This is a genomic window from Aeromonas salmonicida subsp. salmonicida (assembly GCF_001643305.1).
GTDB lineage: Bacteria > Pseudomonadota > Gammaproteobacteria > Enterobacterales > Aeromonadaceae > Aeromonas > Aeromonas salmonicida.
The window spans coordinates 19803-35950 of the sequence record NZ_LSGW01000048.1 but is presented as its reverse complement, the minus strand read 5'-3'; the positions used below and the strand labels follow the sequence as shown (position 1 = coordinate 35950).

11 protein-coding genes and 1 pseudogene are annotated in these 16148 nt (G+C 59.8%); 5 read left to right on the top strand and 7 right to left on the bottom strand.

Translation table 11 applies throughout. The features are described 5' to 3' along the window. Positions 1-61 precede the first annotated feature (61 nt). Positions 62-1558 carry a C69 family dipeptidase gene (locus AXW79_RS06925; RefSeq protein WP_005310605.1) on the top strand — a complete coding sequence of 499 codons (1497 nt, stop codon included), beginning with the start codon at positions 62-64 and terminating at the stop codon, positions 1556-1558. Positions 1559-1680: 122 nt separating this feature from the next. Here the strand turns inward: AXW79_RS06925 and asnB are convergent, their stop codons facing one another. From asnB to AXW79_RS06905, 4 genes are all read right to left on the bottom strand, one after another. Then, a complete protein-coding gene (gene asnB, locus AXW79_RS06920) occupies positions 1681-3345 on the bottom strand; it encodes an asparagine synthase B (RefSeq protein WP_005310607.1) in 1665 nt (554 codons plus the stop codon). A 193-nt stretch (positions 3346-3538) separates the two neighbouring features. Next, entirely contained in the window at positions 3539-3907 is a 369-nt protein-coding gene (locus tag AXW79_RS06915; RefSeq protein ID WP_005310609.1) for a cupin domain-containing protein, read from the bottom strand. Between the two features lie 89 nt (positions 3908-3996). Next, positions 3997-5616, bottom strand: coding sequence for a cation:proton antiporter family protein (locus tag AXW79_RS06910; RefSeq protein WP_005310611.1), 1620 nt, complete (start codon positions 5614-5616; stop codon positions 3997-3999). Positions 5617-5636: 20 nt separating this feature from the next. Beyond that, positions 5637-6386 (bottom strand): HAD-IIA family hydrolase, encoded by a 750-nt coding sequence (locus tag AXW79_RS06905; RefSeq protein WP_005310613.1) that lies wholly within the window; start codon positions 6384-6386, stop codon positions 5637-5639. 219 nt (positions 6387-6605) lie between these two features. Between AXW79_RS06905 and AXW79_RS06900 the strand changes: the two genes are divergently transcribed. Then, the gene (locus AXW79_RS06900; protein ID WP_005310615.1) at positions 6606-7625 is read left to right on the top strand and encodes an adenosine deaminase; all 1020 of its coding nucleotides are present in this window, start codon (positions 6606-6608) and stop codon (positions 7623-7625) included. A 101-nt stretch (positions 7626-7726) separates the two neighbouring features. On the opposite strand, the gene AXW79_RS06895 is transcribed toward AXW79_RS06900, so the two are convergent. The 3 genes and pseudogenes from AXW79_RS06895 to AXW79_RS06885 form a co-directional block, all read right to left on the bottom strand. Further along, positions 7727-8848, bottom strand: a complete 1122-nt coding sequence (locus AXW79_RS06895; protein WP_005310617.1) for an alkene reductase — start codon at positions 8846-8848, stop codon at positions 7727-7729. 176 nt (positions 8849-9024) lie between these two features. Next, positions 9025-10572: a TerC family protein gene (locus AXW79_RS06890; RefSeq protein ID WP_011898832.1), complete on the bottom strand. Its 1548-nt coding sequence runs from the start codon at positions 10570-10572 to the stop codon at positions 9025-9027. A 286-nt stretch (positions 10573-10858) separates the two neighbouring features. Continuing rightward, a pseudogene (locus AXW79_RS06885) lies at positions 10859-11792 on the bottom strand (cation diffusion facilitator family transporter). A 169-nt stretch (positions 11793-11961) separates the two neighbouring features. Here AXW79_RS06885 and ydiJ point away from each other — a divergent pair. The 3 genes from ydiJ (at position 11962) to AXW79_RS06870 (ending at position 16093) form a co-directional block, all read left to right on the top strand. After that, positions 11962-15039, top strand: a complete 3078-nt coding sequence (gene ydiJ / locus AXW79_RS06880; RefSeq protein ID WP_005310621.1) for a D-2-hydroxyglutarate dehydrogenase YdiJ — start codon at positions 11962-11964, stop codon at positions 15037-15039. After that, positions 15039-15527, top strand: coding sequence for a hypothetical protein (locus tag AXW79_RS06875; RefSeq protein WP_005310623.1), 489 nt, complete (start codon positions 15039-15041; stop codon positions 15525-15527). The genes ydiJ and AXW79_RS06875 overlap by 1 nt, the downstream gene beginning before the upstream one ends. A gap of 104 nt (positions 15528-15631) precedes the next feature. After that, the gene (locus AXW79_RS06870) at positions 15632-16093 is read left to right on the top strand and encodes a hotdog fold thioesterase (RefSeq protein WP_005310625.1); all 462 of its coding nucleotides are present in this window, start codon (positions 15632-15634) and stop codon (positions 16091-16093) included. Positions 16094-16148 lie beyond the last annotated feature (55 nt).

The following is a 16148-nucleotide window of genomic DNA, read 5'->3' as shown; positions in this document are numbered from 1 at the left end:
TCGGAACAGCTATTTAGATGGGAAGGGGTATTTCACGTTAATTTTGCAACAAGGAGATATCATGCATTCCTTCAAGAAGTGCGTCGTCGCACTCTCCATCAACCTTGCTCTCTTCTCGTCGGCGTTCGCCTGCACCACCTTGCTGGTTGGCAGCGAGGCCAGCACCGATGGCTCCATGATGGTGGCCCGCAGCGCCGACAGCGATGCCCTGAAAGCCCAGCATTTCGTGATCCATCCGGCGAAACAGGGGCAGAGCGGTGTGCACAGCTCCAAGGCTCACAACGGCGCCAATGATTTCAGCTACCCCTTGCCGAAAAACGCCCTGCGCTATACCACGGTACCGAACTGGAAGACCCAGCTGCACGGCGCCACAGGTTTCAACGAGAAAGGGGTGGGGGTGAGCGGCACCGAGTCCATTTTCGCCTCGCCCGAGGCACTCGCCTTCGATCCCTATGTCGAGGATAAGGGCATCACGGAGGACGACATTCCCGATGTGCTGCTTTCGCGCGCCACCTCGGCCCGCGAGGCGGTCGCCCTGCTGGGCAACATCATAGAGACCCTGGGGGCGGGGGAGGGGTTTGGCGTCGCCGTGGTGGATGACAACGAGCTCTGGTATCTGGAGACAGCCACTGGTCACCACTGGATGGCGCAGCGTCTGCCCAAGGACCAGTATTTTGCTTCTGGCAATCAGGGTCGCTTGCAGCACTACGATCCCAAGAGTGCCGACATGATGGGCTCGAAAAATCTGGTCGAGTTTGCCACCGAGAAGGGGCTCTACCAGCCACAAAAGGATGGGACGTTCAATTTCTCGAAAGCCTATACCCGCGACGACGAGCGGGATCGTACCTATAACGATCCCCGGGTCTGGACCATACAGCAGATGTTCAACCCCTCGCTCAAGCAAACGGTGGATGCCGGTCGCCAATTCCCGGTCACCCTGACCCCCGAGAAGAAGATGACTCTGGAGGAGGTCAAGGCGGTGCTGCGCAATCACTATGACGGCACCGAGCACGACCCTTACGGCAAAGGGTTGAACGGCCAGGAGCCGTGGCGCCCCATCAGCGTGTTTCGCACCTACGAGGCCCATGTGATGCAGGTGCGCCCCTGGATGCCGCGCGAGGTGGGGGAGGTGACCTATGTGGGCCTCGGCATGGCGGACTTGACCGCCTTCGTTCCCTATTACAGCGGTCTGGAAGCCTATCCGGCCCACTATGCCCTGGGCAGCGACAAGGCGGACAGCGACTCCATCTACTGGAAATATCGCAAACTGCAGACTCTGGTGATGACGGATTACCCCAAGTTGGCGCCCATGGTGAAGCTGGCTTACCAGAGCTGGGAGGCGAAGATTGCCAACGAGCAGAAAGAGATGGAAGCCAGCTATCTGAAAACGGTCAAAGCAGACAAGGCCGCCGCCAACCGTATGCTCAACGACTTCAATCTGCGGGTGATGAAGGATGCGGAAGCACTGACCGACGATCTGACCAACCAGATCTTCACCGTCCGCACTCAGGATATTCAGGCCGATATCTTCTTTGCCAACAAGGCGAAAAAGGATTGATGCCGCTCAACGCGGCAACATCGGCCAGCTGAGCTGACGAGCGCCATCGCCATGGCCAAAAAATAAAGCCCCTCGCGAGGGGCTTTGTTGTTGGCGGGTTGGCCAGGATATCCGTCAGCGGATCAGTAACTCTGCTGGTGGACGTCCATCACGGCGCGACCGGACGGGTCTGCCATCTCCTTGAATTTGGCATCCCACTCCAAGGCGGTCGGGGTGGAGCAGGCGACCGACTTGCCGTAGGGCACGGTACGGGCGGCGGACTCCAGCGGGAAGTGCTCGTCGAAGATGGCGCGATAAAAATAGGCTTCCTTGGTGAGCGGTGTATTGACGGGGAAGCGGAATGCCGCCGCCTCGAACATCTGATCCGTCACTTCGACCTCGACCATGGCCTTGAGGCTGTCAATCCAGGAGTAACCCACGCCGTCGGAGAACTGCTCCTTCTGGCGCCAGGCCACTTCGTGGGGCAACAGCTCCTCGAAAGCTTCACGCAGTATGTGCTTCTCGATCTTGCCGTTGCCACACATCTTGTCAGCAGGCTGCAGGCGCATCGCCACGTCCATGAACTCCTTGTCGAGGAAGGGCACGCGGCCTTCCACACCCCAGGCGGCCATGGACTTGTTGGCCCGCAGGCAGTCATAGAGATGCAGGGAGGCAAGCTTGCGCACGTTCTCTTCGTGGAACTCTTTGGCGTTGGGCGCCTTGTGGAAGTAGAGATAACCACCGAACAGCTCGTCGGAACCTTCACCGGAGAGCACCATCTTGATGCCCATCGCCTTGATGTAACGGGCCATCAGGTACATGGGGGTAGAGGCGCGGATGGTGGTGACGTCATAGGTCTCGAGGTGATAGATGACGTCCCGCAGGGCATCCAGCCCCTCCTGCACGGTGAAGTGGATCTGGTGGTGTATGGTACCCAGATGGTCAGCCACCTTGCGGGCGGCGGCGAGATCCGGCGAGCCTTCCAGCCCGACGGCAAAGGAGTGCAGCTGCGGCCACCATGCCTCGCTCTTGCCATCGTCTTCCACCCGGCGGGCGGCATAGATCTTGGTGATGGCGGAGATGACGGACGAATCCAGCCCGCCGGAGAGCAGCACGCCATAGGGCACGTCGCACATCAGCTGGCGTTTGACGGCCGCTTCCAGCGCGGCTTTCAGTTCCGCTCTGTCGCTGACCTTGTGCTCGACCGCGCCGTATTCCATCCAGTCGCGCTTGTACCACTGCTTGAGCTCGCCATCCTTGCTCCAGAGGTAATGTCCGGGCGGGAAGGTTTCGACGCTCTTGCAAACCGGCACCAGGGCTTTCATCTCGGAGGCGACATAGAAGTTGCCGTGCTCGTCGCGACCGGTATAGAGGGGGATGATCCCCATGTGGTCACGACCAATCAGGTAGGCATCTTGCTCGGCGTCATAGAGGATGAAGGCGAAGATGCCGTTGAGATCGTCCAAAAAGGCGGGGCCCTTCTCCTTGTAGAGTGCCAGCAGCACCTCGCAGTCGGAGTGGGTCTGGAACTGGAAGTCGACCTTGAGGTTCTTTTCGAGTTCCTTGTGGTTGTAGATCTCGCCGTTGACGGCCAATACGTGAGTGCGCTCCGGGTTGTAGAGCGGCTGGGCGCCATTGCCCGGATCGACGATGGCCAGGCGCTCGTGCACCAGTATGGCTTTGTCTGAGCTGTAGATGCCGGACCAGTCAGGACCGCGGTGACGCAATCGCTTGGACATCTCCAGCGCCGATTTGCGCAAGGCTGCTGCATCGGATTTGATGTCCAGAATGCCGAAAATAGAACACATTGGCGGTAATCCTCTTGATTTTTATAGGAGCCCCCCACATACGGGCTCGAAATTCCATTTACATTCCTCGTCAATCACAATGCCTAGCGCAAAAACCTTTTGCAAGCGGGAAAACCGCAGAAAATCATGCCGTAAACGTCAAGCAGACGGGCAGATGGGTTGAGTGGAAAAACAGGGTGAGTTGACGCCAACGTCAAGTGGTGGCGGGCTCGAAGATCACATAGACCTTGCGACAGGGGGTGAGTGTCTCCCACTGCCCGACAAAGCCGGCCGGAATAACGAACTGATCCCCCGGTTTGAGGGCAAGTTGACCCCCCAGGCTGTCGTGGATCACCACATCCCCTTCCAGCAGCTGGCAATATTCGTGCTCCGTGTAGTGGATGGCCCAGCGCCCCGGCTCGCAGGCCCAGAAGCCCACGTGAAACTGCTGGCTGGGATCCGAGTAGTGGTTCCAGAGGGTTTGCTCAGGGTTGCCCGCTTTAATGCGCTCGGCTGGGGGCGTGAGCGGGGTGGGGGAGACGGCGTGCTGGTTGAGCAGTACCCAGTCGTTGAGGGTTTTCATGGTGCATCCTTGCCAATGGTGAGTGAGGGATTGAGAGTGCGGGGCCTTCCTGGCCCCGCACTCGTTTAGTTTGTTTAACAATGTTGACGTTAAGTTAAACGAGGTGGCCACTCCTTGACAAGGGGTGCCTCTGTGTCGAGTGGCTGCAACTCCCTGATGACGTGGCGAGCGAAGCCGCTGCCTGCCTCGTCGTAGACGTTGAACACCGCATCGACTCCCTGTTCACGCAGGGAGGCGATATCATCCTCGAAGCGGACTATGGCCGCTATCTTGCCGTGAAAACCGTGGCTGCGCAGCTTGTCGATGGCGTAGAGGTTGCCCGAGTGATGGGGCATGGCGAGGATCACCAGCTGAACCTGATGGGAGAGGATCACCTTGTCCCAGAAGTCGGTATCGGTGGCATCCCCTTCCAGCACGTTCATCCCCTGTTCGCGCAGCAGGGGGGCCTTGTCCCCGTTGTTTTCGACCCCCAGTATGACGTTGCCGTATTTGCGCTCCAGCTCATGATAGGCGCCCTGTCCGATGCGGCCCATGCCGAGGATGATCACCTCTGCATCCCCCAGTTCGATGGGCCTGTCATCCAGGTGCAGGGTGTCCGATTGCAGGCGGCGCAACCAGGGGCCTATGTGCTGATAGATCCACTCGCTGTAGCTATTGAGCGGGGCCGACAGCATGAAGCTGCCCGCCAGTGCCAGCGAGAGGGCGACCAGCCATTCGTGGGAGAGCCAGCCCGCCTTGGCGGCAATGGCGGCCACGATCAGGCCGAACTCAGAGTAGTTGGTGAGAGCCAGCGTCGAGAGCAACGCGGTTCGTACCCGCAGCCGGGCACCGCTGTAGACCAGATAGTAGAGGGCGCTTTTGAGCGGCAGTGCCAGCATCAGCACCAGTGCCATCCACATGGTTTCCTGGGTCGGCATGCCGTTGAGGCCGATGGAGAGGAAAAAGCAGATGAGGAACAGATCCTTGAGGCTGAACAGGGATTTGGCCATCCCCGCCGCCGCCGGGTGGGAAGCCAGCAACATGCCGATCACCAGGGCCCCCAAGTCCGGCTTCAAGCCGACAGCCTCAAAGGCGGCGGCCCCCAGCACCAGGGCCAGGGTGATCCCCATCAGCATCTGCAATTCACCGTGACCGGCCCGCTCCAGCAGCTTGAACAGCAGGGGGCGCAAGAAGGGCAGCGCCAGTATCCAGATCGCCCAGATGCTGGGCAATTTGCCGGTGGAGGCGGTCAGAAAGCCCACCGCGAAGATGTCCTGCATGATCAGCACCCCGATGGCCAGCTTGGCATAGAGGGCATTCATGTCGCTGCGATCCTCCAGCACCTTGACCGCAAAAACGGTACTGGAAAAAGAGAGGGCAAACCCGAGCATGATGGCGTGGGGCCACTCCAGATCCAGCATCAAGGTCATGCCGAGCCCCTTGCAGGCGAGCAGGATCACCCAGAACAGCCCGCTGGAGAGCAGGATATGGACGGTAGCCGTACCCCATACGTCCCGGCGCAGCAAGGTCTTGATGTTGAGCTTGAGGCCTATGGTGAACAGCATCAGGGTCACCCCCAGCTCCGCCACCGTCGTCAGCACTTCGGAGTTTTGATAGCCGAGGGCATTGAGCACAAAACCGGCGGCAAGAAAACCGATCAGGGGAGGCAGCCCCACCAGGTTGACCAGCATGCCGCAGGCGAAGGCGACGGCAATGAAGAGCGGTTCCATGGATGACTCCTGTGATCACATCAGACGATATCGATATCCACGACTGAGTCGAAGATGTGGTTCGGGCGAAACGGCATGCGATCGATATCCGCGACATTGCTCACCCCTGACAGCACCAGCACGGTTTCAAGACCGGCCTGGAAGCCCGCCAGAATATCGGTGTGCAGGTTGTCGCCGATGATGATGGTGTCGTCGGAGTGGGCCTCCATCCGGTTCAATGCCGCGCGAATGATCCAGGCGCTCGGCTTGCCCACATAAAACGGCTTCTTGCCCGTCATCCGCTCTATGGGGGCGCAGAGGGCGCCGCAGGCCGGATGCATCATGGGGCCATGGGTATCGGGGTTGGTGGCGATGAAGCGGGCCCCCTGATCCACAAACTTGGCCCCCAGCTGCATCATGGTCCAGTTGTAGTTGCGGGTCTCGCCCACGACCACGAAGTCGGGGTCTATGTCGGTGATGGTGAAACCGGCCTTGTAGAGCTCGTGGGTCAGGGCCCCCTCACCAATCACATAGGCCTTCTTGCCATCCTGGCGTTTGAGAAAATCGGCTGTGCCCATGGCGGAGGTGTAGAAGCACTCCTCCGGCACTTCGATCCCGGCGGAGCGGAAGCGGTTTTGCAGATCTTTCTGGGTCTGGGCCGGGTAGTTGGTGAGGAACAACAGCTTGGTGCCCTGTTCCAGCAGGCGATGGACGAAGCGGTCGGCACCGGGGATGAGATCGTTGTTGTGCAGAATGACGCCGTCGATGTCACAGATGACGCTTTTTTTCATGGGAACTCCTTTGTATAGGGCACAAGAGTGAACGCGGGGCGGACGCCAACTCTTAATATCTTCAATCAGTTATGTTGTTTTTGTGACGCCATTATAAGTCGGTTTGATGACAAGTCTCCCCCTACCAGGCGAGATAGGTACACAATGAAAAGGGAGAGGGAAGGGATCCGCTCTGCAAGTGGCAGGTCTCGCTGTCTGTGTGCTGATGGAGCCGTCATCATGGATAACTTTATTGCCGGTTTGCCCAAGCTGGAGTTGCACCTGCATATAGAGGGGTCACTCGAGCCGGAGCTGATGTGTATGCTGGCCGCCCGCAACGGGGTGGAGCTACCCTGGTCCGATGTGGGGAGCGTGCGCGCCGCCTATGACTTTGACTGTCTGCAATCCTTCCTCGATCTCTACTACCTTGGCGCCAGCGTACTCATCACAGAGCAGGATTTTTTCGATCTCACCTGGGCCTATCTCAAGCGCTGCGCCGCCGACAAGGTGGTGCATGTGGAGATCTTCTTCGACCCGCAAACCCACACCGCCCGAGGTATCCCCTTTACCACCGTGCTGGGGGGCATAGAACGGGCGCTGCAGGCGGGGGAGCGGGAGCTGGGTATCAGCTGGCGGCTTATCATGAGTTTTCTGCGTCATCTGAGTGAAGAGGCGGCGTTCGCCACCCTGGACGACGCCATGCCTTTTCTCGCCCGCATTCACGGCATTGGTCTCGATTCGGGGGAGAAGGGCAATCCCCCCGCCAAGTTTGCCCGGGTCTTTGCCCGTTGTCGCGAGCTGGGGCTGCCTGTGGTGGCCCACGCAGGTGAAGAAGGGCCGGCCGAGTATATCTGGCAGGCCATCCATGAGCTGCAGGTACGCCGCATCGATCACGGGGTGCGCTGCGTCGATGATCCCGACCTGCTGCGTTATCTGGCCGATACCCGGTTGCCGCTCACCGTCTGCCCCCTTTCCAATACCCGTCTCAGGGTGTTTGAGCGCATGGCCCATCACAATGTGCTGACCCTGCTGGAGCAGGGGCTGTGCGTCACCATCAACTCCGACGATCCCGCCTATTTTGGCGGCTACATGGCAGCCAACTTCCACGCACTGGCCCATGATCTTGGCGCCAGCATGAACCAGCTTTGCCGCTTGTCGCTCAATGCCGTCGAGGCGAGCTGGCTCAGCCTGGCGGACAAGGCGCGGCTGACCCGGGAAATAAGAAGCTACGCCGCCTGTTATGGCGTTGCTCTCTACTGACGTCTGGCTCGCTGACGCCACACCCCAAAAAACGCGCCCGCATCAATAGCGGGCGCGTTTTACTGTGCGGCTTTGTGACCGAGGTGGGCGGCTTGCCAGTCTCAGGCTGATTGCGTCTCGGCTAGCGCCTGATAGGTCGGGTAGTCGGTCAGTCCCTTCTCACCGCCGCCAAACAGGGTCGCCGGATCATGGGGCGCGAGGGGGTAGCCGTGGCGCAACCGGTTCGGCAGATCCGGGTTGGCCACGAAGGGACGACCAAAGCCAATCATGTCGGCCCAGCCCGCCTTGAGGGCGGCACGCGCCCGCTCACCGTCATACTTGCCCGCATAGATGAGGGTGTTGGGGAAGGCATCTCGCAACCCCTGCTTGAAGTTTTCCGCCATCAGGGGCGCATCGTCCCAGTCCGCTTCGGCGATATGCAGATAGGTGACGTCCAGTTCACCCAGCAAGCGAGCGGCGGCCAGATAGGTCTCTTGCGGGTTGGCATCAACGGTGCCGTTGAGGGTGGTGAGCGGCGCAAGGCGCACCCCAACCCTGTCCGCCCCGATTTCGGCACTGACCGCTTGTGTCACCTCTTTGAGGAAACGCAGACGATTTTCCAGCGAGCCGCCGTAGTTGTCGGTGCGGGTATTGGACTCGGAGTCGAGGAACTGGTTGATGAGGTAACCGTTGGCAGCGTGCAGCTCTATGCCGTCAAAGCCGGCGTTTAGGGCATTGCGAGCCGCCTGGCGGAACTGGCCCACTACCGCATCTATGTCGCTCTGGGTCATGGCGCGCGGGGTTGTGGTCTCGACAAAACCGGGAGCATCGCTGCCGTTATCGACAAATACCCGCACCCCTTCGGCTCTGATGGCAGATGAAGAGATGGACTGGGCCCCGCCGATATTGTCAGTATGCGTGACGCGGCCCACGTGCCAGAGCTGGGCAAAGATGGTGCCCCCCTTGGCGTGGACTGCATCGGTCACCCCCTTCCAGCCCGCTACCTGCTCGGCGCTGTGGATCCCGGGGGTCCAGGCGTAGCCTTTGCCCAGCGGGTCTATCTGGGTGCCTTCGCTGATGATGAGGCCGGCCTCGGCGCGCTGGGCGTAATAAGTGGCCATGATGGCGTTGGCCACGTCACCGGGCTGGCTGGCACGGGAGCGGGTCATGGGGGGCATGACGATGCGGTTGTTAAGGTGCAACTGGCCCAGACGCAGCGGGCAGAACAGGTTGTCGTGGCTCATTTTGTGTTCCTCATGGTGGGATTGAGGTCACTCTAGTCCTGCTTTTATTTGTGAAAAAGAGGGGTAATTGCAGAAAAGAATTGCACTTGATGCAGCAATCAAGCGTCAAGCGGCAAACAGCCATAAAAAAGAGGGCCGCTTGGCCCTCTTTTTGGTAGGTGTTGCGGTTCGTGTGATCAGGGGTTCAACGGTGTGACGCGCACCCGTTCGATGCGACGCTCGCTGACTTCGATCACCTCGAAATGCAACTGCTGCAATTGCAGCTGCTGGCCCGGAGTCGGCAGTGTGCCGAAGTGGGAGAGCAGCATGCCTGCGAGCGTCACGTATTCATCGCTGTCACTCACCAGCCCCTCGTATTCCAGCACCTGCTCCACATGGTGGATGTTGGTACTGCCATTGATGAGCCAGCTCTCGCCATCAGGCACCATGTCCGGGGTTTCGTCTTCATCAGGCAGCTCGCCGACGATGGCTTCCAGCAGATCGTGGGTGGTCACCAGCCCCTGGATGACGCCAAACTCGTCGGCGACCAGAATGAGGCTGCCTTTGGCCTTGCGCAGCTCTGCCAGCAAGCGGATCACGTTGATGGTCTGGGGCACGATAATGGGGTCATTCTGTTTGGCCAGCTCGGTCAGGGACTGGCCCTCGTTGAGGGCAAACAGCAGATCCCGTGCCTTGAGCACACCTATGACCTCGTCCAGATCGCCGTCACAAACCGGGAACAGGCTGTGGGGCTCCCGCTGCAACACGGCACGGATCTCTTCGACCGAGTCATTGACGTCGATCCAGGCCATGTCGGAGCGAGGGGTCATGATGGTGCGGATGGATCGATCGGCAAGGGACAGTACCCCTGTCACCATGTAGCGCTCCTCTTCCCCGAAGCTCAGCGGCGCGGGTGTCGGTGCATCCAGATCATCATCCGGCCTGTCCTGATACGCCTTGCTGCCCATCAGTTTGAAGATGGCGGCCGTGGTGCGCTCGCGCAGGGGCAACTTGGCCTCATGACGCTCTGCGCTGCGCTGGGACAACTGGTTGAAGAACTCGATAAGCACGGAGAAACCGATGGCCGCGTAGAGGTAGCCCTTGGGAATATGGAAACCGAACCCTTCCGCCACCAGGCTGAAGCCTATCATCAGCAGGAAGCTCAGGCAGAGCACCACCACTGTGGGGTGGGCATTGACGAAGCGGGTCAGCGGCTTTGACGCGAGCACCATCACCGCCATGGCGATGGTGACGGCCGCCATCATGACCCAGAGATGTTCCACCATGCCCACTGCCGTGATGATGGAGTCCAGCGAGAAGATGGCATCCAGCACCAGGATCTGGGTGATCACCACGCCAAAGCTGGCATAGACGCCGACCGGGCCATCTTCTGGCTGTTTGGCTTCCAGCTGCTCATGGAGCTCGGTGGTGGCCTTGAACAGCAGGAACAGGCCGCCGCCCATCAGGATGAGATCCCGACCGGAGAAGGCAAAATCACCGAGGTGAAGGATGGGGGTGGTCAAGGTGACCAGCCATGACATCACGCTGAGCAGGCCCAGGCCCAGGCCCAGGCGCATCAGCAGCGCCAGTGACAGGCCTATGATACGGGCACGATCTCGCTGGGCGGGGGGCAGTTTTTTCACCAGGATGGCGATGAAGACCAGGTTGTCTATCCCGAGCACGATTTCCAGAATGATCAGGGTAAACAGACCAACCCAGATGTGGGGATCCAGCAGCAATTCCATGTAATGACCTCAATAAATACAGACAGAGCGGGTATCAGTCACGGCAACAGTGGCCGCGGCAGTGCAAGGCAATGGCGTTATTCAGAGGCGCTGATGAAGCAGGTAAAGACAGAGTTTGACAGGAAGAAACGAAAGGTAACTTCGGGGGTTGTCCATGATGGGCAATAAAACCTCGGGTTAAAAATGAGCCCTGATGATAGCGAGAATCGGCGCTTTGGCAAGAGCAGGGCGATGAAGATGTGATGACGCAGGGGAGGCAGCCTGGCTGCACTCCCCCTGTTGATCGTTACAACCAGCGTTTTTCGCGGGTGAAGCAGACCGAGAGCCAGGCATCCCCCAGGGTATCGCCGAGGCGTGACCAGAGCTCCTGGCGCAGGGCATCCTGGCGCTCGACAGGCCAATCCTGCCCCGGTGCCACCAGTATGTTCAACTCCAGATCGAAGCGACGACCGCTCTTGGCCAGATGGCTGTAGCACTCGATGCCATGGCGCTGGCGCAGGGCTTCAATCTCGCTGGCGACCCGCTGGGATACATCCCCCTTGGGGGCAATCTTCAACACTTCTCGCAGATTGCGGCTCAGCACCTTGATGGGAATGAGGGTGGCGCACAGGGCCAGCAGAGAGACCAGCATGGGGTCTATGTAACGGTTGTATTGACCATGGCCCATGGCCCATGGCATCGAGGCCCATGGCGACCAGAAAGCCTACCAGCAGGGTGGCGCTTAAAATGGTGTCGACCAGCCACTCTTCGGAATCGACGCGCACCAGCTCCGAGTTGAACCGCTTGGCCATTCGCGCCTCGACAACATAGATAAGTGCACACAAGAAGGTGGAGATGGCGGCGCAGATGAGGGCGTGACCGAGATCTATCTCGCGACCACCGGCCAGCAGTGACGTGATGCCGCTGTAGAGGGCACCGAGACAGAGCAGTAAAATGATGATCCCGTTGATGACGTTGGCAATGGGCTCGAAGTGAGCGTAGCCATACTGAAAGCGGTCATCGGAGGGGCGGGTAACCAGATAGGCGGTGACCAGACCAAGGCCTGTCATGCCCATGCTGAACAGGCTGAAGATGCCATCGAGCATGATGGCGTGGGAGCCAACCAGCAGACCATAGCCAATCCCGAAGATGGCAAAGGCGATACTGCCGAACAGTGACAGGGTCAAGGCCTGTTTCTCTGTGGTAATAAACGTACTGATAACATAGCTGTGGTGAGCCATAACAATCCTCCTTTCAAATGGTGAATATTGCCAAGCGCAAGCGGTTTTCTAGCTGATATACTGCCCGCTCACATGTGAGCAGACTGGCCCTGATACCCGCAAAGAGGCAGCCAGGGCAGTCTTTGTCGCCGGAGTACCGGCATCAAGCAAAGGATGGGAACAAGGATTCATGATCCCGAGACTCGATTACCAGGACAGTTTGTCACCTACAACCCTGCAGTTTCTTAAGTTGCTGGCGCGATCAGCATTTCGTGGTGATATCGAAAAGTCTTATGCAAGCCGGTTGGCGATGGCGACGGATAACAGCGTCTATCAGGTCGTACCTCAGGCGGTGCTCTATCCGCGCAGTGCGGATGACATTGCAGTGATGCTCAAGTTGGCACGGGGGCCCGAGTACGCAGCCTTGAGTTTCTTCCCCCGCGGCGGCGGTACCGGCACCAATGGCCAATCCCTGGGCGGCGGCATTATCGTCGATCTCTCCCGCCATATGAACCAGGTCATGGAAATTAATCTGGAAGAGGGCTGGGTGCGCGCTCAGGCCGGGGTGGTCAAGGATCAGCTCAACGCCTACTTGAAACCTCACGGTTATTTCTTCTCGCCGGATCTCTCCACTTCCAATCGCGCCACTCTGGGCGGCATGGTCAACACCGATGCCTCCGGGCAGGGGTCGCTCGTCTACGGCAAAACCTCGGATCACGTGCTGGGCTTGAAAGCCGTGCTGGAAAACGGTGACATCATGGTCACAGAGCCGGTCAATGGCTCCCGTCTTGAAGACAAGCTGGCCCTCGAGAGTCGGGAAGGGGAGATCTACCGCACCCTGTATCGCATCGGCCGCGAGCGCCGCGCCGACATCGAAGCCACTTTCCCCAAGCTCAACCGTTTTCTGACCGGTTACGATCTCAAGCACCTCTATGCCCCCGACACCGACACTCTGGATGTGAGCCGGGTATTGTGCGGCTCGGAAGGCTCCCTGGGGTTCATCACCGAAGCCAGGCTCAATATCACACCCATCCCGCGTTACCGGACCCTGGTCAACGTCAAGTACGACAGCTTCCCCTCGGCCCTGCGCAATGCCCCCTTTATGGTGCAGGCGCAGGCCCTGTCGGTGGAGACGGTGGATTCCCGCGTGCTGGGACTGGCCCGTGCCGACATCATCTGGCATTCGGTCAAGGCGTTCATTGAGGACGTGCCCGGCAAGGATCTGCAAGGGCTCAATATCGTCGAGTTTGCCGACACCGACGAGCAAGAACATCAGGCCAAGGTGGCTGAATTGTGCCGGCGCATCGATGGGCTGCTGGCGCAAGGGGAGGCGGGTGTCATCGGCTATCAGGTGTGCAGTCACCTGCCGAGCATCGAAACCATCTACGCCATGCGCAAGAAGTCGGTGGGGCTGCTTGGCAACGCCGAAGGGCGTAAAAAACCGGTGGCCTTCACCGAAGACACGGCCGTTCCCCCTGAGTCGCTCGCCGATTTCATCATGGAGTTTCGTGCCCTGCTCGACGGCCACGGCCTCGACTACGGCATGTTCGGCCACGTCGATGCGGGGGTATTGCACGTGCGTCCCGCGCTGGACTTGTGTGACCCCGAGCAGGAGGTGCTGCTGCGCCGCATCTCGGATCAGGTGGTGGCGCTCACCGCCAAATATGGCGGCTTGATGTGGGGGGAGCACGGCAAGGGTTTTCGCTCCGAATACAGCCCCGCCTTCTTCGGCGAGTTGTGGGAGGAGTTGCAGCGGGTCAAGGGCGCCTTTGACCCCGACAACCGCATCAACCCGGGCAAGATTTGTATGCCTTATGGCAGTGGAGCTTCGCTTGTGTCGGTAGACGGGCCCAAGCGCGGCAAGTTCGACCGCCAGATCCCCATCGCAGTGCGGGAAAGCTATACCCGCGCCATGGATTGCAACGGCAATGGCCTCTGTTTCACCTTCGAGACCGACTCCCCCATGTGTCCTTCGGTCAAGATCAGCAAAGACAGACGTCACTCTCCCAAGGGGCGTGCCGGCTTGATGCGCGAATGGCTGCGCCAGTTGGCGGAGCAGGGCTTCGATCCCCTGGCCGAAGAAGTGGCGCTGCAATCGGGTGGCCTGCGCTTCAAGGCGATCGTCGACAAGTTTCGCAACACCCTGGCCCGCGCCCGTGGCCAGTATGATTTCTCCCACGAGGTGATGGAGGCGATGGAGGGGTGTCTGGCGTGTAAAGCCTGTACCAGCCAGTGCCCCATCAAGGTGGATGTGCCCACTTTCCGTGCCCGTTTCATGCAGCTCTACCACAGTCGCTATCTGCGGGGCCCCAAGGATTACTTCGTCGGCACAGTGGAGAGTTATGCACCGCTGCTGGCCAAGGCGCCGAAACTGGTCAACTTTTTCCTGGAAAAAGAGTGGGCCCAGAAGGCGACCGAGAAGAGCATAGGCATGGTGGACGTGCCCTTGCTCTCGGTACCGACCCTGGCCGAATCCCTGCGCGACAACAAGGCGCGCTATTTCGACCTGCCGGGCCTTGAGGCCATGAATGCCGAGCAGCGTGCCAGAGTGGTGCTGATCGTGCAGGATCCCTTCACCAGTTATTACGACGCCCCCGTGGTACGCGATCTGGTGAAACTTGCCAGCAAGCTTGGGCTGCAACCCTATCTGCTGCCATTCAAGCCCAACGGCAAGCCCCAGCACGTGAAGGGGTTCCTGCGCGCCTTCGCCCGCACCGCGGCCAACAGCGCCCAGTTCCTCAACAAGATAGCGGCGCTCGGCATCCCCATGGTGGGCGTCGATCCCTCTCTGGTGCTCTGTTATCGCGACGAATATGCCAAGGCCCTTGGCGCGGCCCGTGGCGATTTTCAGGTGTTGTTGCCCCAGGAGTGGCTGCTTTCTCTTCCGGCCGACACCCTGCCCCTTGCCAAGCCCACCGCGGATGTCGATGAAAAAGGAGAGGCTGAGCCCTGGTATTTGCTTGCCCACTGCACCGAGAAGACGGCCAAGCCCTCGACTCACGGTGACTGGGGGACCCTGTTCAGCCGCTTCGGTGCTCGTTTGCAGCCTGTCTCTGTGGGCTGCTGCGGCATGGCCGGTACCTATGGCCACGATGCAAAACAGGTGGAGAACTCCAAGGGGATCTATGGTCTCAGCTGGGCAGAGCCCCTGTCGAGGTTGCCCAAAGATCGCTGTCTGGCTACTGGCTATTCGTGTCGCAGTCAGGTCAAGCGGATGGAGGGGGAGAAACTCAAGCATCCGCTGCAGGCGTTGCTGGAACTGCTCTGATGCTGACTTTTCCCAAGCGGTTTCGGGTGCCGCAAGCCTATCGGCACCCGCACTTCCTGCTGTTGCCAGCCACCCCGGCCCAGGCCGTGGTGGAGTTTGTGGCCATGCAGCGTGAACGGGAGCAGCTTCATCAACTGTTTCGCCCCCAGGATGTCTGGCCCTCTGACCAGTTCAGCCTGAGCCAGCATGAGGGAGATCTGGAGTGGCAGCAGGCAGAGTTTCTGGCCAAGCGCTCCTTTTCCTATGGCCTGTGGAGCCCGGATCGGGAGTTGCAGTTCTGGGGCGGCGTCTATCTCTACCCCTCGGTATTGCCGGAGGTGGAAGTGGAGCTCTTCTTTTGGAAGGTGGCCGACGCGCCGCTGACCGATGCCAAGCTGGAAACCGAGCTGCGCGCCTGGCTTGGCAAGACATGGCGCTGGTCTGCGCCGCGCCTGCCTGGGCGTGATACGCCTTGGAGTGAGTGGCCTGGCGTCACCTATCCCTGGTAATGCGATTATCTCCATGGGGCTTTGCCGCTGTGCTGCCGGGCCCCATTTTTGCTTCCTGCCGATTGTTTCAACCTGTTTCTCACATTAGAGGAGTCACTACCCCCATGAGCCACGATACTGCCCCCATCTGGCGCAAGCCCATGAGTCTGGAAGGGCTCAATGCCTCGTCGCGCAACACCCTGATGGCCCACCTCGATATCATCTACACGGATGTTGGCCCCGACTGGCTCGAAGCAACCATGCCGGTGGACCACAGAACCCATCAGCCCCTTGGCATGTTGCACGGCGGCGCCTCAGTGGTGCTGGCGGAGACGCTCGGGTCGCTGGCTGCCAATATGGCGGTCGGGCCGGACAGCTACTGTGTGGGGCTGGAGGTGAACGCCAACCATCTGCGCGCCAAGCGGGAAGGGGTGGTCACAGGGCGTTGCTCGCCCCTGCATCTGGGCGCAACGACCCAGGTGTGGCAGATTGAAATTCGGGATGAGCGTGGGCGTTTATTGTGCACCAGTCGATTGACCATGGCGGTGCTCAAACACAAGCGGGACAAGGACTCCAGCGGGGAGTGACCGGCAATAACGCACCAGTAGTGCAAAATAAGCAAGCCATAGTCGCGAGATCCCT

Coding starts and splice junctions, on each gene's coding strand:
- AXW79_RS06910 (WP_005310611.1), bottom strand. CDS start 5,616: ATGGAACCGCTCTTCATTGCCGTCGCCTTCGCCTGCGGCATGCTGGTC.
- AXW79_RS06870 (WP_005310625.1), top strand. CDS start 15,632: ATGAGCCACGATACTGCCCCCATCTGGCGCAAGCCCATGAGTCTGGAA.
- AXW79_RS06905 (WP_005310613.1), bottom strand. CDS start 6,386: ATGAAAAAAAGCGTCATCTGTGACATCGACGGCGTCATTCTGCACAAC.
- asnB (WP_005310607.1), bottom strand. CDS start 3,345: ATGTGTTCTATTTTCGGCATTCTGGACATCAAATCCGATGCAGCAGCC.
- AXW79_RS06900 (WP_005310615.1), top strand. CDS start 6,606: ATGGATAACTTTATTGCCGGTTTGCCCAAGCTGGAGTTGCACCTGCAT.
- AXW79_RS06925 (WP_005310605.1), top strand. CDS start 62: ATGCATTCCTTCAAGAAGTGCGTCGTCGCACTCTCCATCAACCTTGCT.
- AXW79_RS06875 (WP_005310623.1), top strand. CDS start 15,039: ATGCTGACTTTTCCCAAGCGGTTTCGGGTGCCGCAAGCCTATCGGCAC.
- ydiJ (WP_005310621.1), top strand. CDS start 11,962: ATGATCCCGAGACTCGATTACCAGGACAGTTTGTCACCTACAACCCTG.
- AXW79_RS06890 (WP_011898832.1), bottom strand. CDS start 10,572: ATGGAATTGCTGCTGGATCCCCACATCTGGGTTGGTCTGTTTACCCTG.
- AXW79_RS06895 (WP_005310617.1), bottom strand. CDS start 8,848: ATGAGCCACGACAACCTGTTCTGCCCGCTGCGTCTGGGCCAGTTGCAC.
- AXW79_RS06915 (WP_005310609.1), bottom strand. CDS start 3,907: ATGAAAACCCTCAACGACTGGGTACTGCTCAACCAGCACGCCGTCTCC.